The organism is Acidocella aminolytica 101 = DSM 11237 (assembly GCF_900129125.1).
GTDB classification, from domain to species: Bacteria; Pseudomonadota; Alphaproteobacteria; order Acetobacterales; family Acetobacteraceae; genus Acidocella; species Acidocella aminolytica.
The window spans coordinates 22,639-46,194 of record NZ_FQVJ01000003.1; the positions used below are offsets into that span (position 1 = coordinate 22,639).

A 23,556-nucleotide genomic window follows, 5' to 3' on the forward strand; every position below is an offset into this window, starting at 1 on the left:
GATGTGCCATGAAAAACAGCCTAACTCTCTGCGCCTTCCTCGCCTTGGTGGCGTTGGCGGGGTGCCAAGGGGCTTTCAACCCCTTTAACCGTCCAGGTGACTGGTCTGAGACGGGAGCGGCTAATGAGGCTTTGGCACAGCAGGTTGCAAACAAGTCCGATCTGATTCAGGGGCAGTCGGAACCGGGTAGCAATGGCGTGTTCGCGGTAGGAGGTATTGAGCAAGCCACCACCAATGGCACGGCCGCGGGTATCCAGAAAACCTTAACAACAACCGCCGTGGCAACTTCCATTAGCGGAGGAAACTAATGGGCGCCTTGTGGCATTTGGTAATAAAGGGGGGGACATGAGCAGCCGGGGTGCGGTAGGCGGGTTCTCTGATGGTGGCGCAATGGCCAGCCGGCCAGACCGCCTAACTGTCCTTGCCTTTATCAACGATCCTGCTAGCGAGCAGGTTTTACGTGACAGTCTGAGCGAAGCGACAGCGGGCGGCGTCGATATAAAGCGCGGCACGGTCCGCACGGCGATTGCCGCCATGGCTAAGATGCAAACGCCTGAAGTGCTGATCGTCGATATCGCCGGAGAGGAACAACCCTTACAAGCACTGGGCGAACTGTCTGACGTTGTTGAGCCAGGTGTCCGTGTGCTGGTTGTTGGTGACAATCAGGAGGTTGATTTCTACCGGCACATTACGCGCGGCATGGGCGTGATGGAATATCTGTTCAAACCCCTCACGCGGGAAGCCGTCGCACGCCATTTTTCACCGCTGATCACCCGTAAAACCATCGGCCTGGATGCAGCGCGTGGCGGGCGTGTGGTCGTAATTATGGGGGCGCGTGGGGGCGTGGGGGCTACGACGCTCGCTGGTAATTTGGCTTGGATGCTGGGAGTTATCGCAAAACGCCATACGGTATTTTTGGAATCCGATATTCACATGGGCTCTGGCGCGTTGCTGCTTGGCGGCAAAAGCGGGCCGGGTCTGCGTATGGCGTTGGAGATGCCAGACCGTATCGACCCGCTTTTTGTTGAACGTGCGGCGCAGCCTGTAACTGAACGGCTAAACGTGCTGTCCTCTGAAGAAAAGCTGACAGAGCCGATGGTTTACGCGCCCGGCGCGGCGCGGCGGCTGCTGGAGGCGCTGCGGGTTCGTTATAATTTTATTGTGATGGATGTGCCTTTTTTGCCGCTTGACTGCAATCGTGAGCTTATTGAGTTCGCGCATCACCGCGTCATTGTTATGGATCCGTCTCTGGCCTCGGTACGTGATACGTTGCGGTTGCTTAGTTTGCCCAACGGTCCCTGGCAGCCACAAAGCCCAACAGTTGTGCTTAACCGCCAAGGACGCCCGGGTGGCTTGACCCGTAAGCAGATTGAAGATGCGCTAAAGGTCAAAATCGACATCTGTGTTCCGGATATGCCGAAACAGCTGAATGAGAGCGCCAGCTTTGGTGAGCCGGCGGTCATTGCAAAAGGGCCTTTCCGGCAGGCCGTTACCGAGTTGGCGCGTGAAATTGGTTTTGTTGCCACGCGTGATGAAGAAGGCGCCAGCGCTCTGATACAAAGCGGGTCTCTTGGTGGGGTCTTCAAAGTTCTGGGCTTACGGAAGGGATAAGCCGAAATGTCTGATATTATGCCAGTTTTCGGGCGCCGCCGGCGTGAGGAATTCGAAGGCGCTTCAACATCGCGTCCAGTGCCGGAAACATCGTCCGTTCCGGTTCAGCCTGCTGACGTCACGCGGATTCCACTGCAAACGGGTGCGTCCGTCCGGGCTGAAATCGCTGAACTGCGCAATATGTGTCTAGCCCGTATGGACGCAACCGCTGTCGCTGCGCTGCCTGCTGAACGGTTGTTGATCGAGGTTGAGCGGCTGATCTCCGATATCGCCACCGACAAACGTGTTCAGTTAAATGCCCGTGAACAACGCGCCCTGGCGACTGAGCTGGTTGATGACATGCTGGGCCTCGGTCCGTTGGAGCCGTTGTTGCTTGATGATTCAATCAACGACATCATGGTGAACGGTCCTGATCATGTGTTTGTGGAACGTGGTGGCAAGCTGCAGCAGGTCTCGGTACGTTTTCGGGACTGGACGCACCTGACCAATATTTGTCAGCGCATCGCGGCTTCGGTCGGGCGCCGTGTCGATGAATCAAGCCCCATGTGCGATGCGCGGCTGAAAGACGGTTCGCGCGTGAATATCGTTCTGCCACCTCTGGCGATTGACGGTCCCTCCATCTCGATCCGAAAATTTTCTAAAAAACCAATTGATTTCAAAAAACTTATTGAATTCGGCGCCATGACGCCCCCAATTGCCCGTGTCCTGGAGATTGCGGCACGTTGCAGGCTGAACATCATCGTCTCTGGCGGTACCGGCTCCGGCAAGACGACGATGATGAACGCATTGTCGCGCTTTATCGATGCGACTGAGCGTATTGTGACGGTTGAGGACGCGGCCGAACTGCAATTACAGCAGCCGCATGTGGTGCGTTTGGAAACACGCCCGCCAAGCCTGGAGGGGAAAGGCGAAGTTACAGCCCGTGACCTGGTAAGAAACGCACTGCGTATGCGTCCTGACCGAATTATCATCGGTGAAACGCGTGGGGCTGAGGCATTCGATATGCTGCAGGCCATGAACACGGGCCATGATGGTTCGATGTCAACGATCCATGCCAATAACACGCGTGATGCGCTCTCGCGTATTGAGAATATGGTGCAGATGTCCTCAATGGGCCTCACGCCGCGTGCCATCCGTCAGCAGGTTTGCGCGGCGGTTAATCTCATCATCCAGGTGGAACGCCAGCGCGATGGCGGCCGCCGTGTGGTGCAGGTGACGGAACTGGCTGGTATCGAAGGTGAAACGCAACTCCTCAACGACATCTTCAAGCTTGAAATCACAGGTGAAACACCAAATGGCCGTTTGGTTGGTCGTTATGAGGTGAGCCGTATTCGCTCCTCCTTCCAGGAGCGTTTACAATATTACGGGCTAGACCGTGCCTGGATGACAGCATTAGAGGAGGGCGGATGACACTTTACGCGCTTCTTGGCGGTGCCTTGCTCATCTGGTTGGTGGCGATGTTCGCGATGATTCGCTTTTTCTCCGAGCTCAATCGCGCGGAAAAGCTTGTCTACCGAATCAACCAAATTACGGCGTCAAAAGTTCAGTCTATTAGCACGGTTGATGAGGAACTGAGCCTCGTCCGTGCCGCATCGCGCTGGGATATTTTGAAAGACCGCGCCAGCGCCTTGATCGGCGTTGATTTGCAGCAGGCGGAAACCTATCCAATCAAATGGTGGCTGGTGCCACCTTTGGCTTTTCTGGTTACGTTGGTGCTCATGTGGCTTGCTTCGCACCCGCTGGGTCATCACGCCAAACTGTGGTTTGTTGTTAAATATATTGGTTCGCCGGTAATTTGGTATTTGGTTGATCGGTTTATTTTCAACTGGTTCAAAAACCGCCGCAACACACAGCTCGTGGAGCAGTTTCCTGATGCGCTGAACATGATCGTCCGCAGCGTGCGTGTCGGCATTCCCATGGCTGAGGCGTTGCGGACTGTTGCCAACGATTCAATGGAGCCGACAAAGCGCGAGTTCATCATCTTGGCGGATAAGGTAAGCATTGGGATTCCACTCGATATAGCACTGCGCGAATTGTCGGATCGTGTGAAGCTCACGGAGTATCAGTTTTTTGCTACCGCCATTACATTGCAGGCGCGGTCCGGCGGCGGCATTACCCAAACGCTGGAAACATTGGCGGAGGTCATCCGTAAGCGTGTTGCGCTTAAGTCGCGGGGATATGCGCTAACGGCTGAGGCCCGCATGAGCTCAATGATTCTCACGCTGCTGCCCTTTGTTGCTGGCGGCGGTCTGTTCTGGATGCAGCCGTCTTACATCAAGGTTCTATTCACAAGCTCGGCGGGCGAGTCCATTCTGGGGGCTGCCGCCTTGTTGATGGTGATTGGTATGGGCCTTATTCAGTTCATGATCAGCAATGTTCTCAAGTAGTGCTTATATTTTTGTGGGCCTCCTGGCCGCCTTGCTTGCGCTCGTGGCCATTGGCTTTGCGCTCGCAGCTGACATCAGACGCACGCAAAGGATGAACAGGCGTTTGGAGCTCGCCATCCATGGCCGCAAAGCCGCCGAGCTAGAGGACGTGAAACCTGCAGGCTCGCCTGTGCTGCGCGCAGTTTCGGCGTTCGGTATGTTCATCGCACGCTCGGGCCTGCTCTCCCGTAAAACGCTGGAGGAAATGACTGCCACGCTGGAATCTGCAGGGTTTCGAGGTGGCAAGGGGCTTGGCTTGTTTGTCGGAGCCAAGATCCTGCTGCTATTCCTCATGCCGTTACTGTTGCTGGCGCTGCTGCATGGTTTTTTGCCCGGCAGGCTGGGACTGATCGTCAAGCTTGGCGGCGGTGCTGTGTTTGGGATGTTGTTGCCAGAAATCATCGCCACTAACATCCGCAAGCGCCATCTTGAGCAGGTGGAGCGCGGTGTACCCGATGCGCTGGATATGCTTGTGATCTGCGCTGATGCTGGGTTGGCGTTGGAAGCAGGCATTGCGCGCGTGGCGCAGGAAATCCAGATGCTCAATCCAGACCTCGCGCAGGAATTGCTGCAAACCTCGCGTGAATTGCAGATCGGCGCGGATATGCGGAGCGTGCTGTCCTCGCTGGGTCAGCGGACGGATCTTGAGGTCTTGAAGCGTTTAGCCACCACACTAACGCAGTCTTTGCAATTCGGCACGCCTTTGACTCAGGCGCTGCGCAGCCTATCGGCTGAACTTCGTGCGGAAGCATTGGTCAGATTTGAAGAAAAAGCAGGTAAATTGCCGACGCTGATGACGCTGCCCATGATCGTTTTCATCCTGCCTTGCGTGTTCCTGATTGTGGGTGGCCCCGCTATCATCAATGTTCTCGCCACGCTGAGTCATCACCATTGATGATCAAATATTTGACAGAAGAAGTGACCTTATGAACGTTTCCGCCGTCCTGTCAGTTTCCAACCTGCGCCGCGCGCCACGCCAGTTGGTTTCCGCCGCGCTGGTTCTGGCGCTTGCCGCCTGTGCTCAGCGTCCTGAAACCTTCACGCAGGCAAATGCGCCTTCGGGCGCTGTGGGACCAAACACGCTAAACGTGGCGGACGCCGCCATCGCAGGCGGGGACCCAAACATGGCGCTCTCCATCTCCCAATCCATCCTCAAGGATGACCCGAATAATGTGGATGCGTTGGTGCATGAGGGAGATGCGTATTACGCCTTGAACCGCTGCCTGCCTGCCGAGGCTGCTTACCAAAATGCGATTAAATATGATTCCAAATCCAGCCCAGCGGAAACAGGTCTGGGGCGTTGCTTGCTTAAAACAGACCCTGCCGCCGCTGAGCAGGCTTTTGCCGCTGCCGTGGCGGCTGACCCCGGCAACGCCGCCGCCTGGAGCGACCTTGGCATCTCGCGTGACCTGCAAGGCAAATTCAGGGATGCAGTCGAGCCTTATCAGAAGTCCCTGAGCATAAACCCTGGCAGTATCGCGACCGAGGTGAATTTGGGGCTATCTCTGGCGCTTTCCAGCCATGGGCAGGAAGCGCTGCAATATCTCGGACCGCTTGCCACCGGCAAATACGCCACACCTAAAATCCGTGAAAATTATGCAGCGGCCCTGATCGCCGCTGGGCGCGATGCTGAAGCCCGGCAGGTGTTGGAGATTGATCTCCCGCCAGACCAGGTGCAGAAAGCCATGGATGGGTTTTCTCAGCTCATCTCCAGTTCCATCCAAAACCCGCCGCCGCCCAAACCGCCGGCGCCTACCCAGCCGACCGTTGTTACTCCGCCGGTTGCTACTACCTCAGTTTTTACGCCAGCCCCCACGACGCTTGCCCCGGCCAAGCCCGCAACCATGAATGCGCCGGTCAGCAGCAACCCGAATGCCGCTTACGCAGGGCCATCACCTATTCCTGGCGCCATCTCGTCTTCCACGCCTGGACCGGTTGCGTTCGCTGCTCAAACCATCCCAAAGCCAACCCTTTCTGTCTCGGCGGCACCGGTGCCAACCAGCAAGTCAGGCGGGAGCGCCATACAGCTTGGCGCACTCAACAGTCTGGCGGCGGCGCAACGTGAATGGAACAAGATCTCCGCCGCTGCGCCCAAGCTGTTCAAAGACAAGTCGCCGGACATTATCGAGGCTGATGTCAAGGGGCAGAACTTTTACCGCTTGCGCGTGGATGGTTTTGAAAACACGCTCGATGCCGCGCAGTTCTGCAGTGAAGTCTCAGCCGCTGGTTTTGCCTGCACAGTGGCGGATTTCTGATCCGCCCTGCGTAACCCTTAAAAAACCCGGGAAAGCCAGCGGATTTACCCGGATTTTTTGTGTTAAGCGGCCACGGCGTGAATGCGTTTCAACGCTTCATCCTTGCCCAGCGCAATTAGCGTGGCGTCAATCCCGGGGCTCATTGTGCTGCCCGTCAGTGCCGCGCGGAGTGGCTGCGCCACCTGACCGAGCTTGCGCCCTTCAGCCTCCGCGAAAGCCCGCAACGTCGCGTCAATCGCCGTTGCCTCAAAATCTGTGTCTTCGAGAATCTTTGTCAGACGCGCCAGCATTTCCTTGTTTTCAAGAGTTAGCAGCGCTTCGGCCTTCGGTTCGAAGGGCAGGGGCAACTCGCGTGCCAGGAAGGCGGCAGCGTTTGTTAGTTCCTCCACGGTCTTCGCTCGCTCTTTGAGGCCCGGCATCAGATGCAAAATCCGCTGCATCGCGGCGGTTCCAACGGTGATTTCCGCCTTTGCCAAGCGCTCCACCACCTCGTCGCGCAGCCGTGTGTCATCGGTTTGGCGCAACCACATGCCGTTTAGATGCGTCAGCTTGGCATAATCCATGCGGCTTGCCGCGCGGCCCACACCTTCGAGCGTGAAAAGCTGAATTTGCTCGTCCCGGGTCAGGAACTCCGCATCGCCATGGCCCCAGCCCAGACGCAGAAGGTAGTTGCACAACGCTTCCGGCAGGAAGCCCTGTTCGCGGAATTCCAGAATGCTCACCGCGCCATGGCGCTTCGAAAGCTTCGCCCCATCCGCGCCGTGGATCAGCGGAATATGCGCGAATTCCGGTTTCTCCCACCCCATCGCGTCATATATCTGGCTCTGGCGGAAGGTGTTGGTGAGGTGATCGTCCCCACGGATGACATGAGTGATGCCCATGTCATGATCATCGCACACTACAGCGTGGAGATAGGTCGGCGTGCCGTCTGAACGCAGGATGATCATGTCATCCATCTCGGCATTTTTCACCCGTACTTCGCCCTGCACGAGATCATTGATCACGACATCGCCTTCGCGCGGGGCTTTCAGCCGTATGGCCGGCTTTACGCCAGCAGGCGCTTCCGACAGGTCACGGTCGCGCCAGCGCCCATCATAACGCGGCGGCCGTTTTTCTTTCATGGCCAGTTCGCGCATCGCCGTCAGATCTTCTGGCGTGCAATAGCAATAATACGCCTTACCTTGGTCCAGCAGTAGCTTCGCCACTTCCACATGGCGGGCCTCACGGGAGGTCTGGAACACAGGCGGCTCGTCAGATTTCAGCCCCAGCCAGTCCATACCGTCCAGAATCACCTGCACGGCTTCCCAGGTGGAGCGTGCCCGGTCCGTGTCCTCGATACGCAACACGAACTCACCGCCATAATGCCGGGCAAAGAGATAGTTGAAGAGCGCAGTTCGGGCGCCGCCAATATGCAGCAACCCGGTGGGGGAAGGGGCGAAACGGGTACGAACTTTCATGGTCCGCCTGTTACTCTCTTGCGGCGCGTTGTGCCAGCGGGTGGAAGCGGTTAACGATCGCCAACAATCGGAGGTGGAGTTGGCGTTAGGATGGTTCGCGCGTTTGGTTGAGGCGGAGCATGAGCATTTCTTTCTGCTATTGCCGGTCGCCATGGAGGCGGTGATCCTTTATTTATTTCGCTCTTACGGCGAAGGCCGCGTTCACGTTCATCGCCGATGGTTCGTCCACGCAGGAGCACCTGGCCCACGCCTTGCTGCCCGGCGTCCCGCTATTTTTGGCACGTCCAGCGTGTTGTGTTCGCTTCATTGGCACAAAATCCTTTCATTTGGGGCCATTCCGGCGGATAACGATACAAAGCGCCGTTTCATCCAACGCGGAGACAAGTTTTGGATTTTGTGGCCCCTGAACGCCGCCGTGGAAGTGATGATTCCCTTTGGGCCGTGGTTGCCGTTATCGGCCGGGTCATCCGCATCGCGGAAGTGTTCCCCAGCCGCGCCTTGGCCCTGAAAGACCAAGCGTGGCGCGAAGCCCAGGTCAACGCATACGCGACCTTCCTTGAAAGAACCGACCAGCCAGCCCCACGTTACATGATAAGGCCGATCCGCCGCACGGACCTGCCCCGGCGGTGGAAACCTCTACCGGCCTTGGGCTTTTTGCACGGGAATTGGTAATGTCAGACAAACGGATTGAACATGACGCACTGGGCGATGTCGAGGTCCCCGCCAAGCGCTTATGGGGCGCGCAGACGCAACGCAGCCTGGAGAATTTTCGTATTGGCCGGGATCGCTATGTCTGGGGGCGCGATGTCATCCGAGGCTTCGGCATCCTCAAAAAAGCCTGCGCCCTGGCCAATCAGGCGCTGGGACAGCTCCCGGAGGAGAAAGCCAAGCCCATCGCCGCCGCCGCGCAGGAGGTGATTGATGGTCAATGGGATGATGAATTTCCCCTGGTGGTGTTCCAAACCGGCTCCGGCACCCAGAGCAACATGAACGCAAACGAGGTCATCTCCAACCGTGCCATTCAAATGTTGGGTGGCGTTGTCGGCAGCAAAAAGCCCATTCACCCGAATGACGACGTGAATCATAGCCAATCCTCCAACGACACATTCCCCACCGTGATGCACATTGCAGCGGTTGAAGCGGTGGCAGACAAGCTGCTCCCCGCCATTGAGCGTCTGGCCGATGTGTTTAAAGCAAAAAGCCTAGTGTACGGCGGTGTGGTGATGACTGGCCGCACCCATCTTCAGGACGCCACGCCCGTCACGCTTGGTCAGGTGATGTCCGGCTGGCAGTCGCAGCTTGAGCATGCGGCGGATCTGATCAGGACCTCTCTGGGCGGGCTTTATGAACTGGCCATCGGCGGCACAGCCGTGGGCACGGGGCTTAACGCTCACCCGAATTTCGGCGCCACGGTCGCGGCTTTCGTGGCGGAGGAGACAGGGCATCCATTCATCTCGGCGCCAAATAAATTTGCTGCTCTTTCCGCGCATGACGCGCTGGTTTCCGCCTCGGGAGCGTTGCGCGTGCTGGCGGGTGCGGCGATGAAAATCGCCAATGATGTGCGCTGGTATGCCTCAGGCCCGCGTACCGGCATCGGAGAGCTCCATATTCCTGAGAACGAGCCGGGCTCCTCAATCATGCCCGGCAAAATCAATCCCACCCAGTGTGAGGCTTTGACCATGGTGGTCGTGCAGGTTTTCGGCAATGACCATGCGGTTGCGTTCGGCGGCTCGCAGGGCAACTTCCAGCTCAACGTGTTCAAACCCGTGATGCTGAGCAACTACCTGGATTCCGTGTATATTCTGGCCGATGCGCTGGACAGTTTCCGCCTCCATTGCGCCGCTGGCATCCAGCCCGCATTGGACAGGATCGAGGAAAACCTTGCCCGGAATCTCATGCTCGTCACGGCGCTTAACCCGCATATCGGCTACTCCAAATCAGCTGAAATCGCCCTCAAAGCGCATCGTGAGGGGCTAACTCTGCGGCAAGCGGCCCTGGAGAGCGGCATACTCACACAGACGCAGTTTGATGAATGGGTAAAACCCCAGGCCATGACGGGGCCGCTCGCCGTTTAGCTGTCCTGCTTTGCCGCCTGGGCGATGCGTGTGCTATTAGGCTGGGCCTGTTTATTTGAGGAAGATAGCTGATGGATGGCGGTGCTGATTCACGCCGGATCGTGATTTATAAACCGGAAGATTTCGCGCCGATGCGCGCGGCGGGACGCCTGGCGGCTGAAACGCTGGACATGATCACCGAGCATGTGAAGCCCGGCATCACTACCGAGCGCCTAAATGAATTGTGCCACGACTTTATCACGGCCCATGGCGCCGTGCCGGCGCCGTTAAATTATCGCGGCTTTCCGAAATCCATCTGCACATCCATCAACCACGTTGTGTGCCACGGCATTCCCGGCGACCGGAAATTGTTGGACGGAGATATCCTGAATATCGACGTTACCGTGATCCTGGATGGCTGGTATGGTGATTCCAGCCGTATGTATGTAGCGGGCACGTCCAATACCCGCGCGCGTCGGCTGATTGACGTCACCTACGAATCGCTTATGCACGGCATCGCGGCCGTTAAGCCCGGCGCCACCTTTGGTGATATCGGCTACGCCATTCAGAAATATGTGGAATCGCAGCGCTTTTCCGTGGTGCGGGATTTCTGCGGTCACGGTATCGGCCAGCGCTTCCACGAGCCCCCTAACGTGCTGCATTTCGGTCGTCGCGGAGAAGGGGCAGTGCTAAAGCCAGGAATGTTCTTCACCATTGAGCCTATGGTGAACGCGGGCAAGCCGGATGTGAAAATTCTGGATGATGGGTGGACAGCCGTAACCCGTGACCGCTCTCTATCCTCGCAATTCGAGCATATGGTCGGCGTGACGGACACGGGCGTGGAAATCTTCACGATTTCGCCCAAAGGCTACACGCAGCCGCCTTACGAATAATTAATAGCCGCCTTTCTTTTGGAAAGGCGGCTATTTTTAACCTCTAACTGTTATGCCTCTGGGTCAATCCAGCCTACATGGCCATCTGTCCGGCGGTACACAACATTCAGCCCGCCGGTTTTGGAATTACGGAACATCTTCACGGGCTGAAACGCTAGGTCCATTTTCATGACGGCATCCCGCACGGTAAGTGTCTCAATCGCCGTCATATCCTCGGCAATGACTGTCGCGTGGAATTCCTGCGTTGCCGTATCAACGCCGTTCGGGGTGGCGTGCTCCTCTTCTTCCGACTCAGGCGCGAGAATATAGGCACGTGCCATTTCCGGCTTGATCTTATTCAGGTCCCGCTGATGCGCAGACACACGGCGGCGATAGCGGCGCAGACGCTTGGCGATATGTTCCGCTGCATCCTCGAACGCGGTCCGGGCATCAGCCGCTTCGCCTTCACCACGGACGGTAATCCCCCGCCCGGCATGAAGATTGATGTCGCAGGTGAAGAAACTACGTGCTCGACCGAAGGTGACTTGCGCCTCCAGCGCGTGGTCAAAATACTTTGCCGTGATATTGCCAAGCTGCGTATCCACATGCACCCGCAGGGCGTCGGACAGTTCAACTTGCTTACCTGAGACCGTTAACTGCATGGTCTTCTCCCGAACAAACCGGCTCACTTTGTCAGTTGGATCAAGCCACTCCATTCGCTTGCTCCTAGGCGGGCATTTTTTCCCGCTTACGCTGCGCCGAGCCGGGAATGCGCAGCGCTTCTCTGTATTTGGCCACGGTCCGCCGTGCTATGTCTATGCCTTCGTTCTGTAATAATGCGGCTATTGCATCATCCGAGAGGATTTTTTTCGGATTTTCCGCCGCGATGATCTGACCCACCCGGTGGCGGACCATTTCCGCGGAGTGCGTCTCCCCATTTGCCCCTGCCAAGGCAGTGGTAAAAAAGAATTTGAGCTCGAAGATCCCTCTTGGCGTAGCGATGGATTTGTTAGAGGTCACGCGGCTCACCGTGCTCTCGTGTAACTCCACCTCGGCGGCGATGTCACGGAGCGTCAAAGGCCGCAGATGCGAGATGCCATGACGGAAAAATCCATCCTGCCGCCGTACAATCTCGGCTGAGACGCGCAAAATTGTCTGGGCACGGGATTCAAGTGCTTTAACCAGCCACGTCGCGCCTTGCAGTTGTTCAGACAGAAAACTGCGTGTTTCCTTGTTAGCGGATGCCAGTATACGGGCATGGAAGCCACGCCGGATCAGCAGGCGCGGCATCGTTTCCGGGTTAATCTCCAAAAGCCAGTCGCTGCCGCCATCTTCCTTAACCGGGGCAGGGCGCATCAACACATCCGGGATCAGCGGGCGCAGAGGTTCGGAATCAAAACGCGCCCCCGGTTTCGGGTCCAGCCGCTTCAACTCGGCTATCATATCGGCCAAGTCCTCGGCATCCACCCCACAAATATCCTGCAAGGCCCGCATTTCGCGGCGGCCAAGCATCTCCAGATGGTCCAGCAGCGCCCGCATCGCTGGGTCCAGCCGGTTTTGTTCGGCCAGTTGCACTCCTAGACATTCCGCAAGGGAGATGGCAAACACTCCCACCGGGTCGAAGCGCATCATAATGGCGCGCACCGCCTCGACACGGGACAATTCCACGCCCAGCGCCTCCGCGAGGCATTCAGCGCTGTCCCCCAAACGGCCAGACGGTTCAAGCGCCGCGATCATCGCAGTGGCGATCAGCAAATCCGTCCGTTCAGGGAAAGCTAGCCGGGCCTGCTGCTCCAGATGTTCACGCAGAGAGGGGCGCTCAGCCCCCAGCCGTTCAAGCGGATTCCAGTCATCATCGGAATCACCTGAAAGACCAGAAGCGCCATATCCATCCGCCCCTGTCCCTGCGTCATAGACATTGCTGGTATCTATATCGAGTGGGGTTGAAGCAGCATCCGGCAGCATTCCCGCCGCCGCGAGGCTGACCGGATCTTCCGGCAACGCGGTTTCGGCTGCATTCCGCGGTTCTTCAACGGGGGTTACGATTTCGCTGCCGCTATCCTGCTCAAGCAGCGGATTTTTAAGCAATTCTTCTTCAATGAACGCGCTGGCTTCAATATTGGAGAATTGCAGAAGCTGTATCGCCTGACGCAGTTGCGGGGTCATCACCAGTGATTGAGACTGGCGAAGATCCAAACGCGGCGCGTAAGACGGAGCAAAAGCCATGCCAGAATGCTAGCGCGGTTTTTACCCGGCTCCAAGAGCTTTGGCGCGAAAACTGCATAGTGCTTTGCAGCAGTGGGCTTGTTTGGTTACAGGCTGAACTTTTCGCCCAAATAAACCCGGCGTACATCCTCATGTGCGACCACTTCTTCCGGGTTGCCTTCCATCAGCACCTGACCGTCATACAAAATATACGCCCGGTCGATGATCTCCAGCGTCTCACGGACATTATGATCCGTAATCAGCACTCCCAGACCACGATGCTTCAGATGCGCCACTAGATCGCGAATTTCCCCCACGGCAATGGGGTCAATGCCCGCCAACGGCTCATCGAGCAGGATATAATTAGGCCCAGTCGCCAAGGCGCGGGCAATTTCCACACGCCGTCGCTCACCGCCTGAAAGCGCGAGGGCAGGGGTGCGGCGCAGATGAGAGATGCCGAACTCCGCCAGCAACTCGGTCAGCATCTCCTCCCGCTTGTCGCGGTCGGTTTCCACCATATCCAGCGCCGCCATGATGTTCTGCTCAACGTTCAGCCCTCGGAATACGCTGGCTTCCTGCGGCAGATATCCAATCCCAAGCCGTGCGCGCCGGTACATCGGCAGGTTGGAAATTTCTACCCCATCCAGTTCAATCGTTCCGGAATCAGGCCCGATTAGCCCAACAATCATGTAAAAGGTTGTGGTTTTACCAGCGCCATTCGGCCCCAGAAGCCCTACCGCCTCGCCGCGCCGCACGGAAAGCGACACGTTTCTCACCACCGGGCGCTTCTTGAAGCGTTTGCCAAGCCCCTTGGCCACAAGCCCGCTGCCTTGTTCCAGCGTTGGCGTGGAGGTGTTTTTTTCCATGACAGCGCTCATTGTGCCTTTCCTGATCCGGGCAGAATGACGCCGGAAACCTGTTTGCCCGCACCCGCTAGCAGAGTCGCTACGCCTGTTTTCATATTCACCAGCGCATCGGAACCCGCCAGTTCGTTAGGCCCATGAATAATATGCACATTGCCACCCAGCCGGGCCTGCCCGGTGCCGGGGAGATAAACGCCCCGGTCGCCGGTAGCCGTGTCGGTCGTGGTTTTGATGATCACATGTCCCACAGCCTCGACTTTTTTCAGATTACCGCCCTGGTCCGGCGTATTTTGATTCTGGTTGGTGTCCGCGAAATAGCCAGTAATGACATCCGCGGCGATGGAACGCCCATCATTGGCCACAATCAATGCATCCCCGCGCGCGATGGCTTTATGCTGCCCCGCATAATATTCGATGGATGTCTTGGCGGTGACCGTGTCCTTAGGCGTGGTGAGCTTCAAGTTCTTACCGGTCAGCACCAAAACCTGCTTGCCCACATCGTAAACAGCATGGTCACCCCAGCCATTGTCCGTGGCGGTGTAGATATGAACATTTCCAATGGCATCCAACTCGGTTAGCTGCGCATTGCCTTGGTCCAGCGGATTGGAACTCTCATTGTCCTTACCTGTCTGCGTCCCGCTTCCGGCTTTTTTCACATAATGTGCCACAAGCTGGTTGGCGGTGACGGTTACATCACCACGCACGGCCTTCGCATTGCCGGTGGCAGTGACTGTTTGCGCTTCCTGAGACCAGCTAATGCCTTGCGAGGCGGTAATCTGGATCGGCTCAGGCGCAGCTCCTGGCTTGCCGCCAAGGTTTAAACTCTGGGCATAAGCGGGGGCGGCGGCGCACAGCATGACCGGCAGAATAAAGAAGAGTTTCATTGAACCTGGGTCAAAGTCATGGTGGCCGGACCGTGGAAAGTGATCTGGCTGCCCCGGCCGGTCAAGGTGAAGCCATTTTGTGCGCTCAAGGTGCCGAACGGACCGGTAACCTGTACGGGATTGGTGCTGGAGGCATCCCCAGCATGCAGATCCACCGATGCCTGCTTGGTGGTCACGATCACGCCGTCATTACGGTAAAGCGTGACGCCGCCTGAAAGGTCGAGCTTATCACTTTTCTGGTGGTAATCGCCGTTAGCTGATTTCAGCATCAGCCACGCGCCGGATTTGAGCGTGATATCGCCCTGGGGTGCGATGAGGGCAACATTATTCGCGTCTTTCTGTACCGCACTTTGCGCGGTCAACGTATAAGGCTGCCCCTGCTGGTCGCGGCCATGATAGGTGGCGCCTTGCATGCGAGAGGTTTCGCTGCCGGAGCTCTTGCTGAGATGATAGGTCACGCGGTTCGCGTCCGGTCCGTTCTGCCATGAGGGGGCCAACGCTAGTGCTACCAGCAACGCCACCGCCGCCACCGGCAAAGCGCGCTTCAGCAGCGTGACTCGAAGGCTCCGGCGGGCGAGCTCGGCCGGCGCATCCTGCCGCTGGCGACGGATCGAATCGAGGACTGACTGGCGAGGGGCGCGATTCATGTGATTCATGCAAACGCCTCGCACGGCGTCATGGAAAAAAGCAGATGAAAGCCCATGGCGTGCTCCTGCCACGAAATTAAGGCGGGAGCAGGGCAGCCGGAAACCGGCCAGGCCAACAACCGCCCGTGGAGATGATGTCCATTGGCGCGAATCATAGCTTATCCTATGAACAGCGTCGCAGCGCCGGTCAACACGATATGCGCAACCCTATGTAACCTGTTTTTAATGGCTAAAAAGGTCGGGGTCCCCGTAGCCAAGTAAATCGAGCTTCGCGCGTGTGGGTAAAAAAGCATAAGCAGCCTGAGCAATCTCCATGCGTCCCTCGCGTTCCAGAAGCGTGCACAACTTGTCCCAGATCCGGTGCAGATACAGCACGTCCGATGCGGCGTAATTCAGTTGCTCCTGCGTTAACGTCAACGCGCCCCAGTCACTTGTCTGCTGCTGCTTTGAAATTTCCACCCCGGCTAGGTCGCGACAAAGCTCTTTCAGCCCGTGCCGGTCCGTATAGGTCCGCACCAACTTGGAGGCGATTTTCGTGCAGATAACCGGAGCCGTGACCACGTCCAGCGCGTTATAAAGAGTCGCGAGGTCAAACCGAGCATAATGAAACAGTTTGGTGATGTCGGGGTTCGCAAGCAAAGCCTTGAGGTTTGGGCAATTTCGGCCTTGGCCGCCGAGGGATTCGGGGATGATCTGCACCAAATGCGCAGTCCCATTGCCTGAGGAAAGCTGAACCACGCACAGCCTGTCCCGGTGCGGGTTGAGCCCCATGGTTTCGGTGTCCACCGCCACAACCGGGCCAAAGTCGAGACCCGATGGCAGATCGTGCTTATGAAGCTCAATCTGGTTCATCGTGATGCCTGATTTTCATGTAAGATTAAAAATGGTGCCCAGGAGAGGACTCGAACCTCCACGCCCTTGCGAGCGCTAGCACCTGAAGCTAGTGCGTCTACCAATTCCGCCACCTGGGCTTAACCATTTTTTCGGGCTGTCCAGAATTTCGTCTGGGCTGCCGTCACGGTGCTGAAGCATCGTGGACGGGCGTTTAACGATGTCGTCACAGGACGTCAACATGGCTTGAGCGTGTTTTTTTTGCGCCGTACAACTGAACCGAAACAAAGAGAGGGTATCGCATGCTGTTCGAGCGCAGAATTGCTACAGTTTTCGGGGCTTCTGGATTTTTAGGACGGTATGTTGTGCAGCGTCTCGCTGACCGGGGGTACATTGTCCGTGCCGCCGTGCGGGACACAGAATCGGCCAAATTCCTCAAGCCCATGGGCGCGGTCGGGCAGGTGGTTCTGCTTTACGCGCCGGTTTCTGAGGAAGCGCTTGTGGCGCGAGCCGTTGAAGGTGCTGAAATCGTCATCAATCTCGCGGGAATTCTTACGGAATCCCAGAAAGGCGCCTTTGCTGCCACCCATGCTGAAGGGGCCGGTAGGGTGGCGAGGCTGGCGCGAGCAGCTCATGCGCGTTTTGTGCATGTCTCGGCCATTGGCGCCAATCCGGCCAGCGCATCTTCTTATGCGCGCAGCAAGGGTGAGGGGGAGCGAGCTGTTAAAAGCGCGCACCCTGAAGCGGCGATTCTCCGCCCCTCGATCATCTTTGGGCGTGAAGACCAGTTCTTTAACCGCTTCGCCAGCATGGCGTCTCTTATGCCAATTCTGCCCATCGTTTATGGCGGGACCAAGTTCCAGCCGGTTTGGGTCGCGAACGTTGCGGATGCCGTCCTGGCGGCGCTGAAGCCTGATGCGGCGGGGAAGATCTTTGAGCTAGGCGGGCCGGAGCAAAAGAGCTTCAAGGCGTTGATCGAGCAAATGCTCGCCATCATCGAACGTAAATCCTGCATCTGGGATATGCCGGTCGGGCTGGCGCGGTTGGTGGCAGCGATCCCTTTTTCCGGCCTAACGGCGGATCAGATCATTTTGCTGGAATCCGACAATATCGTCTCGCCGGGCATGCCGGGGCTGGAGGAGCTGGGCATCGCCCCCACGCGGCTTGATCTTGTGCTGCCGGAATATCTCGCGCGCTATCGTATCTCGGGCCGCCGCCAAGCAGACATTTTTATCGAATAGGATTAAAATCGGACCTAATTATAGGAAAAATTGGATGATAAACCTCAGCCTCTGGAACGGGTTTTGATAAAATAGGTATCGTTTTGATTCCTATTGCAAAAAAAACCTTGGCCAACCGCCAAAAATTTCTGTAAGACACCCATCCGTGATCTCCCGGTACGCGGTTCCGCTTGCGGTTCCGCGTCTTCTTTACGAACGAGGCGAAAAATATGGCCGAGCGCATGCTGAAATTCATTTCCCTGCCCCAGCAAATGCCCCAAAAGCGCACGGCCGAGGAGCGCCGGAAGGATTTTGACGAGATTTATGAATCCTTCGTGCCGGAGGCCGCCGTCGCGCAAGCCAGCCGCTGCTCGCAATGCGGCATCCCGTTCTGCTCGGTGCACTGCCCGCTCTCCAACAATATCCCGGACTGGCTGAAGCTCACAGCCGAGGGGCGACTTGAGGAAGCGTATGAGCTGTCCTCCGCAACCAACACATTTCCCGAGATTTGCGGCCGCATCTGCCCGCAGGACCGGCTGTGTGAAGGCAATTGCGTGATCGAGAAGGGTTTTGAGTCCGTCACGATCGGCGCGGTTGAGCGCTATATCACGGACACTGCTTTCGAGAATGGCTGGGTCAAACCCATCGCCCCGCTCGCGGCGCGCTCTGAGAGCGTTGGCATCATCGGTGCCGGCCCAGCGGGCTTGGCGGCGGCTGAGAAGCTGCGCAGCTTTGGCTATCAGGTAACGGTTTATGACCGGCATGACCGCGTCGGCGGGCTGCTCATTTATGGCATTCCTGGCTTCAAGCTGGAGAAAGAGATTGTGCTGCGCCGCTGGAAGTGGCTGGAAGAGGGCGGTGTGAAGTTCGTCCTGGGCGCGGATATTGGCGGCGAGACGTCGTTCTCCGCGCTGCGTGAAAAACATAACGCGGTGCTGATCGCCACTGGCGTTTACAATGCGCGTGACATTGGAGGGCCGGGCTCCGGGCTGCCGGGTATCGTCAAGGCGCTGGATTTCCTCATCACCTCGAACCGCAGGAGCTTGGGCGATGTGGTGCCGGACTATGATTCAGGCCTTCTGAATGCGTCGGGCAAGGATGTGGTGGTCATCGGCGGCGGGGACACCGCTATGGATTGTGTTCGCACCGCCATCCGCCAGGATGCGAAATCCGTTACCTGCCTTTATCGCCGTGACAAGCAGAACATGCCGGGCTCCCTGCGTGAGGTGAAGAACGCTGAGGAAGAGGGCGTCACCTTCACTTGGCTTTCCGCGCCTGAGTCGTTCCTGGGGGATGAGCACGTAACCGGCGTGCGCGCCGTTCGTATGCATCTGGGCCTGCCAGATGCCTCAGGCCGCCAGTCCGTCGAACCGATCGAGGGGTCAGCCTTCACGCTCAAGGCGGATCTCGTGATCAAGGCGCTGGGCTATGATCCTGAAGACCTACCCACCGCCTTTAACGAGCCGGAACTCACCCTCACAGGTTGGGGTACGTTGAAGGTGAATCCTCGCAGCTTTGAAACCTCTCTGTCCGGCGTGTACGCCGCGGGTGACATTGTGCGCGGCGCCTCCCTCGTCGTCTGGGCCATCCGCGACGGACGCGATGCCGCCGCCGCCATCCATCGTCAATTTCAGGCCGCCCGTCCGGCGCAGGCCGCGGAGTAATCAATGATGAACAACGAAACCGCCCCCGAATTTCTCTCCGCCTGGGACGCCAACACGCAGGCCCTGCGTGACACTTATAGCCGCGACCAAGAGCATGATTCCTGCGGCGTCGGCCTCGTCGCGGCGCTGGATGGCAAGCGTCGCCGCGATGTGGTGCAGGCTGGTATCGACGCGCTGAAGGCTGTTTGGCATCGCGGAGCCGTGGATGCCGACGGCAAGACCGGCGACGGTGCTGGGATTCACATCGAAATCCCGCAGGATTTCTTCGCGGAGGAGGTCAAACGCGGCGGCGATCGTCTGCGTGAAGGGCCGATTGCGGTGGGCATGGTATTCTTGCCCAAGACTGACCTTAGCGCGCAGGAGCGTTGCCGCCAGATCGTCGAAACCGAGATTTTGAACTTCGGCTATCGCATCTATGGCTGGCGCCAGGTGCCCATCAATGTCGATTGCATTGGTGAAAAAGCCAACGCTACCCGTCCCGAGATCGAGCAGATCATGCTCTGGAACGCGCGCGGCATCTCCGAGGATGAGTTCGAGCGTGAACTCTACATCATCCGCCGCAAGATTGAGAAGGCCGCCATAGAAGCCCAGGTGGGTGAGCTTTATCTCTGCTCGCTGTCCTGCCGGTCTATCGTTTATAAGGGCATGTTCCTGGCCGAGAGCCTGACGGAATTCTACCCGGATCTGCTGGATGAGCGCTTTGTGTCGCGCTTTGCCATTTATCACCAGCGTTATTCCACCAACACCTTCCCTACCTGGAAGCTTGCACAGCCGTTCCGCATGTTGGCCCATAACGGTGAAATCAACACCGTCGCGGGTAACATTAACTGGATGCAGAGCCACGAAACCCGCCTGGGTGCCGAGGGGCTGGATGAGTTCCTGGATTATGTGAAGCCGGTGGTGCAAGCCTCCGGGTCCGATACGGCGGCGCTGGACAATGTGTTCGAGCTGTTGGTGCGCGCCGGGCGCGACGCGCCGATGGCCAAGGCGCTGATGATCCCGCCCTCCATCGCTAATGACGCGACGATGCCGCAGGCCCATAAGGACTTGTTTCTGTACTGCAACGCTGTAATGGAACCCTGGGACGGTCCGGCTGCTGTGGCCGCCACAGATGGCCGCTTCGTAATCGCCGGGCTGGACCGTAACGGCTTGCGTCCGCTGCGCTATACCATCACCAAGCACAAGATGCTGGTGGTCGGCTCCGAAACCGGCATGGTGAAGTTTGAGGAAGAAGACATCGTCGAGAAGGGCGCTGTTGGCCCAGGCCAGACCATCGCGGTCGATCTCGATGAAGCCAAATTCTACCATGACGGCGAAGTAAAGGATATGCTGGCCGCCCGGCAGGATTTTGCCGCCTGGACCAAGCGCATCACCGTCATCGACCATATCGTGAAAACCGACGCGCCGGAGCCCGTGCGCTTCGATGTCGAGGCGCTGCGCCGTCACCAGCTTGCGGTTGGCTTCTCGCTTGAGGATATGGAACTGATCCTGCACCCGATGGTGGAAGGCTCCCAGGAAGCCACCGGCTCGATGGGCGATGATACGCCGATCGCGGTTCTGTCCGACCGTTATCGCGGCCTGCATCATTATTTCCGTCAGAGCTTCAGCCAGGTCACCAACCCGGCCATCGACTCCCTGCGTGAAACCCGGGTGATGTCGCTCAAGACCCGTCTTGGCAATCTTGGTAACGTGCTCGATGAGAACGAGGAGCAGTGTGACCTGCTTCAGCTCGAATCCCCGGTGCTATCTACCGCTGAGTTCGAGGCCATGCGCCGCACCATGGGGGCTTCCGCCTGCGTGGTGGACGCCACCTTTAAGGTCACGAACGGGGAGGGTGGTCTACGCCGCGCTATTGAGCGTATCCGCCGTGAGGCTGAGGAGGGTGTGCGCGCTGGCTGCACCCATGTCATCCTCACCGATGAAGCCATGTCGCCCGAGCGCGCGCCGATCCCCATGATCCTCGCCACCGGGGCCGTTCATACGCATCTCGTGCGCCAGTCTCTGCGGACCTTCACCTCGCTGAACGTCCGTTCCTCCGAGTGTCTCGACGTGCATTATTTCGCAGTGCTGGTCGGTGTCGGCGCCACAACGGTGAACGCCTATTTGGCACAGGAATCTATCGCTGACCGTCACGCCCGCGGCCTGTTCGGCAATCTGTCACTGAAAGATTGCGTCGCCCGCTACAAGAAGGCGGTGGATAAGGGGCTGCTCAAGGTGATGTCCAAGCTCGGCATCTCCGTCATCTCCTCCTATCGCGGTGGGTATAATTTCGAGGCCATCGGCCTGTCCCGCGCGCTGGTTGGTGAGTTCTTCCCCGGCATGCCTTCGCGCATTTCCGGTATCGGCCTGCCTGGCATCGCGCATAAGGTGCTGGAGCTGCATCAGAAAGCCTGGGACGGCAATGCCGTGCCGCTGGATGTCGGCGGATTATACCGTCTGCGCCGCAGCGGCGAAGCACATGCCTTCGACAACAATGCCATCCACCTGCTGCAAACAGCGGTGGGCACCGGCTCCTATAAGATGTTCAAAAAATATTCCGAGATGGTGCGCAAGCAGAAGCCGATCGCCCTGCGCGACCTTCTGGATTTCCGCACCAAGGGGCTGGAGCCGATCTCGGTGGACGAGGTAGAGAGCATCACCTCGATCCGCAAGCGCTTGCTGGCGCCGGGCATCTCTCTAGGCGCGCTGAGCCCGGAAGCGCACGAAACACTCTCTATCGCCATGAACCGCATCGGCGCACGGTCTGATTCGGGTGAGGGCGGTGAAGACCCGGCACGTTCCGAGCCGCGCCCAAATGGTGACAACGCCTCCTCCGCGATCAAGCAGATCGCCTCCGGCCGCTTTGGCGTCACGGCAGAATATTTGAATGATTGTAAGGAAATCGAGATCAAGGTCGCACAGGGCGCCAAGCCTGGCGAGGGCGGTCAGCTTCCTGGCTTCAAGGTCACGGAACTCATCGCCAAGCTGCGTCATTCCACCCCTGGTGTCACACTGATCTCCCCGCCGCCGCATCACGATATCTACTCCATCGAGGATCTGGCGCAGCTCATCTATGACCTCAAGCAGATCAACCCGCGCGCCACGGTGTGCGTGAAGTTGGTGGCGCGCTCTGGCATCGGCACCATCGCGGCGGGCGTCGCCAAGGCGAAGGCTGATGCGATCCTGATCTCCGGCCATGTCGGCGGCACCGGAGCGTCGCCGCAAAGTTCGGTGAAATATGCGGGCATGCCATGGGAGATGGGGCTTACCGAATCGCATCAGGTGCTCATGCTCAATCGCCTGCGTCATCAGGTGGTGTTGCGGACCGATGGCGGTTTGAAGACCGGCCGTGACGTCGTCATCGCGGCCATGCTGGGCGCTGAGGAATTCGGCATCGGTACCGCGTCCCTGGTTGCCATGGGTTGCATCATGGTCCGACAATGCCACTCCAACACTTGCCCGGTGGGCGTGTGCACGCAGGATGAAGCGCTGCGCCAGAAGTTTGACGGTACACCGGAGAAGGTGATCAACCTGTTCTCCTTCGTGGCTGAGGAAGTGCGTGAAATCCTCGCTTCCCTGGGCTTCCGCTCGCTCAACGAGGTTATCGGCCGCACTGATCTGCTGCATCAGGTGTCTCGCGGCGCGGATTATCTTGACGATCTTGATCTCAACCCACTTCTCGCCCAGGCCGACCCTGGCCCCTATGCTCGCTATTGCACCCGTGATGGCCGTAACGAGGTTCCCGAAACCCTGGACGCGCAAATGATTGAAGATGCCGATCCCTTTTTCAAGAACGGCGAGCGCATGCAGTTGCAGTACAATGTCCGCAACACGCACCGCGCCATCGGGACCAAGTTCAGCTCGCAGATCGTGGCGAAATACCGCAAGGTGAAGCTGCAGCCGGACCATGTCACCGTGCGCCTGCGCGGTTCCGCGGGCCAGTCGCTCGGTGCCTTTGCCGTGAACGGGCTGAAGCTCGAAGTTTTTGGCGATGCCAACGACTATGTGGGCAAAGGGCTGTCAGGCGGCACCATCGTGGTGCGCACCGCGCCGTCTTCGAAGCTCAAAACCAACGAGAACGCGATCATCGGCAACACAGTGCTGTACGGCGCCACCTCCGGCGCCCTGTTTGCAGCCGGTTTGGCCGGTGAGCGCTTCGCTGTCCGTAATTCCGGAGCGGTCGCAGTGGTTGAAGGTATCGGCTCCAACGGCTGCGAATATATGACTGGCGGTACGGTGGTTGTTCTGGGTGAAGTTGGCGACAATTTCGGCGCGGGCTTCACTGGCGGCATGGCTTTTGTGTACGACCGCGCACAGAAGTTCGAGATGCGGATGAACAAGGAAACTCTGTATTGGCAGCGCGTCAACTCGGCCTATTGGGCGGGGGTGCTGCGTAATCTGGTTGAACGCCACGTGGCCGAGACGGAAAGCGTTTACGCTGCCACGCTGCTGAATGACTGGGAACGCGAAGCTCCGCATTTCTGGCAGGTCGTGCCGAAGGAATACATGAAGTACCTAGCCGTGCCGCTGGACGACGCGGTGGAAGCACAATCAGCCTAATCCTAACCGCCCCTGGGTTCACAAACCC

General features: G+C 58.2%; 19 protein-coding genes and 1 tRNA gene. 12 read left to right on the forward strand and 8 right to left on the reverse strand.

What is annotated here, in order from left to right; all coding sequences use genetic code 11:
- Positions 1-8 precede the first annotated feature (8 nt).
- The 6 genes from BUB54_RS02185 (at position 9) to BUB54_RS02210 (ending at position 6,292) form a co-directional block, all read left to right on the forward strand.
- Positions 9-308, forward strand: coding sequence for a hypothetical protein (locus BUB54_RS02185; RefSeq protein ID WP_048877122.1), 300 nt, complete (start codon positions 9-11; stop codon positions 306-308).
- 37 nt (positions 309-345) lie between these two features.
- Positions 346-1,611 (forward strand): AAA family ATPase, encoded by a 1,266-nt coding sequence (locus BUB54_RS02190; RefSeq protein ID WP_048877123.1) that lies wholly within the window; start codon positions 346-348, stop codon positions 1,609-1,611.
- 6 nt (positions 1,612-1,617) lie between these two features.
- Entirely contained in the window at positions 1,618-3,021 is a 1,404-nt protein-coding gene (locus BUB54_RS02195) for a CpaF family protein (RefSeq protein WP_139284760.1), read from the forward strand.
- 47 nt (positions 3,022-3,068) lie between these two features.
- Positions 3,069-3,998: a type II secretion system F family protein gene (locus tag BUB54_RS02200; protein WP_241869277.1), complete on the forward strand. Its 930-nt coding sequence runs from the start codon at positions 3,069-3,071 to the stop codon at positions 3,996-3,998.
- A gap of 91 nt (positions 3,999-4,089) precedes the next feature.
- Positions 4,090-4,932 (forward strand): type II secretion system F family protein, encoded by an 843-nt coding sequence (locus BUB54_RS02205; RefSeq protein WP_175556453.1) that lies wholly within the window; start codon positions 4,090-4,092, stop codon positions 4,930-4,932.
- A gap of 31 nt (positions 4,933-4,963) precedes the next feature.
- On the forward strand, positions 4,964-6,292 hold the full coding sequence (locus tag BUB54_RS02210) for an SPOR domain-containing protein (protein ID WP_048877126.1): 1,329 nt from the start codon (positions 4,964-4,966) through the stop codon (positions 6,290-6,292).
- Between the two features lie 62 nt (positions 6,293-6,354).
- Here the strand turns inward: BUB54_RS02210 and gltX are convergent, their stop codons facing one another.
- Positions 6,355-7,749: a glutamate--tRNA ligase gene (gene gltX / locus BUB54_RS02215; protein WP_048877127.1), complete on the reverse strand. Its 1,395-nt coding sequence runs from the start codon at positions 7,747-7,749 to the stop codon at positions 6,355-6,357.
- A gap of 396 nt (positions 7,750-8,145) precedes the next feature.
- Here gltX and BUB54_RS02220 point away from each other — a divergent pair, with 396 nt between their 5' ends.
- From BUB54_RS02220 to map, 3 genes are all read left to right on the forward strand, one after another.
- Positions 8,146-8,421 carry a hypothetical protein gene (locus BUB54_RS02220; RefSeq protein WP_306309084.1) on the forward strand — a complete coding sequence of 92 codons (276 nt, stop codon included), beginning with the start codon at positions 8,146-8,148 and terminating at the stop codon, positions 8,419-8,421.
- A complete protein-coding gene (fumC, locus tag BUB54_RS02225) occupies positions 8,421-9,824 on the forward strand; it encodes a class II fumarate hydratase (protein ID WP_048877129.1) in 1,404 nt (467 codons plus the stop codon). Before BUB54_RS02220 ends, fumC begins: the two co-directional genes overlap by 1 nt.
- Before the next feature lie 71 nt (positions 9,825-9,895).
- Positions 9,896-10,696 carry a type I methionyl aminopeptidase gene (map, locus tag BUB54_RS02230; RefSeq protein WP_048877130.1) on the forward strand — a complete coding sequence of 267 codons (801 nt, stop codon included), beginning with the start codon at positions 9,896-9,898 and terminating at the stop codon, positions 10,694-10,696.
- 50 nt (positions 10,697-10,746) lie between these two features.
- On the opposite strand, the gene hpf is transcribed toward map, so the two are convergent.
- The 7 genes from hpf to BUB54_RS02265 all read right to left on the reverse strand — a co-directional run bounded on the left by hpf (position 10,747) and on the right by BUB54_RS02265 (position 16,245).
- Positions 10,747-11,337: a ribosome hibernation-promoting factor, HPF/YfiA family gene (gene hpf / locus BUB54_RS02235; protein ID WP_048877181.1), complete on the reverse strand. Its 591-nt coding sequence runs from the start codon at positions 11,335-11,337 to the stop codon at positions 10,747-10,749.
- A gap of 64 nt (positions 11,338-11,401) precedes the next feature.
- The gene (gene rpoN / locus BUB54_RS02240; RefSeq protein ID WP_048877131.1) at positions 11,402-12,901 is read right to left on the reverse strand and encodes an RNA polymerase factor sigma-54; all 1,500 of its coding nucleotides are present in this window, start codon (positions 12,899-12,901) and stop codon (positions 11,402-11,404) included.
- An 86-nt stretch (positions 12,902-12,987) separates the two neighbouring features.
- Positions 12,988-13,746 carry an LPS export ABC transporter ATP-binding protein gene (lptB, locus tag BUB54_RS02245; protein WP_241869274.1) on the reverse strand — a complete coding sequence of 253 codons (759 nt, stop codon included), beginning with the start codon at positions 13,744-13,746 and terminating at the stop codon, positions 12,988-12,990.
- Between the two features lie 8 nt (positions 13,747-13,754).
- Entirely contained in the window at positions 13,755-14,627 is an 873-nt protein-coding gene (locus BUB54_RS02250) for an LptA/OstA family protein (protein ID WP_048877133.1), read from the reverse strand.
- On the reverse strand, positions 14,624-15,283 hold the full coding sequence (gene lptC / locus BUB54_RS02255; protein ID WP_048877134.1) for an LPS export ABC transporter periplasmic protein LptC: 660 nt from the start codon (positions 15,281-15,283) through the stop codon (positions 14,624-14,626). The genes BUB54_RS02250 and lptC overlap by 4 nt, the downstream gene beginning before the upstream one ends.
- Before the next feature lie 213 nt (positions 15,284-15,496).
- A complete protein-coding gene (locus tag BUB54_RS02260) occupies positions 15,497-16,126 on the reverse strand; it encodes a ribonuclease D (RefSeq protein WP_048877135.1) in 630 nt (209 codons plus the stop codon).
- Between the two features lie 32 nt (positions 16,127-16,158).
- A tRNA-Leu gene (locus tag BUB54_RS02265) sits at positions 16,159-16,245 on the reverse strand.
- A 162-nt stretch (positions 16,246-16,407) separates the two neighbouring features.
- Between BUB54_RS02265 and BUB54_RS02270 the strand changes: the two genes are divergently transcribed.
- From BUB54_RS02270 to gltB, 3 genes are all read left to right on the forward strand, one after another.
- Positions 16,408-17,346: a complex I NDUFA9 subunit family protein gene (locus BUB54_RS02270; protein ID WP_048877136.1), complete on the forward strand. Its 939-nt coding sequence runs from the start codon at positions 16,408-16,410 to the stop codon at positions 17,344-17,346.
- A 209-nt stretch (positions 17,347-17,555) separates the two neighbouring features.
- Positions 17,556-18,989 carry an NAD(P)-dependent oxidoreductase gene (locus tag BUB54_RS02275; RefSeq protein ID WP_048877137.1) on the forward strand — a complete coding sequence of 478 codons (1,434 nt, stop codon included), beginning with the start codon at positions 17,556-17,558 and terminating at the stop codon, positions 18,987-18,989.
- Positions 18,990-18,995: 6 nt separating this feature from the next.
- Entirely contained in the window at positions 18,996-23,528 is a 4,533-nt protein-coding gene (gltB, locus tag BUB54_RS02280; protein ID WP_373318309.1) for a glutamate synthase large subunit, read from the forward strand.
- Positions 23,529-23,556 lie beyond the last annotated feature (28 nt).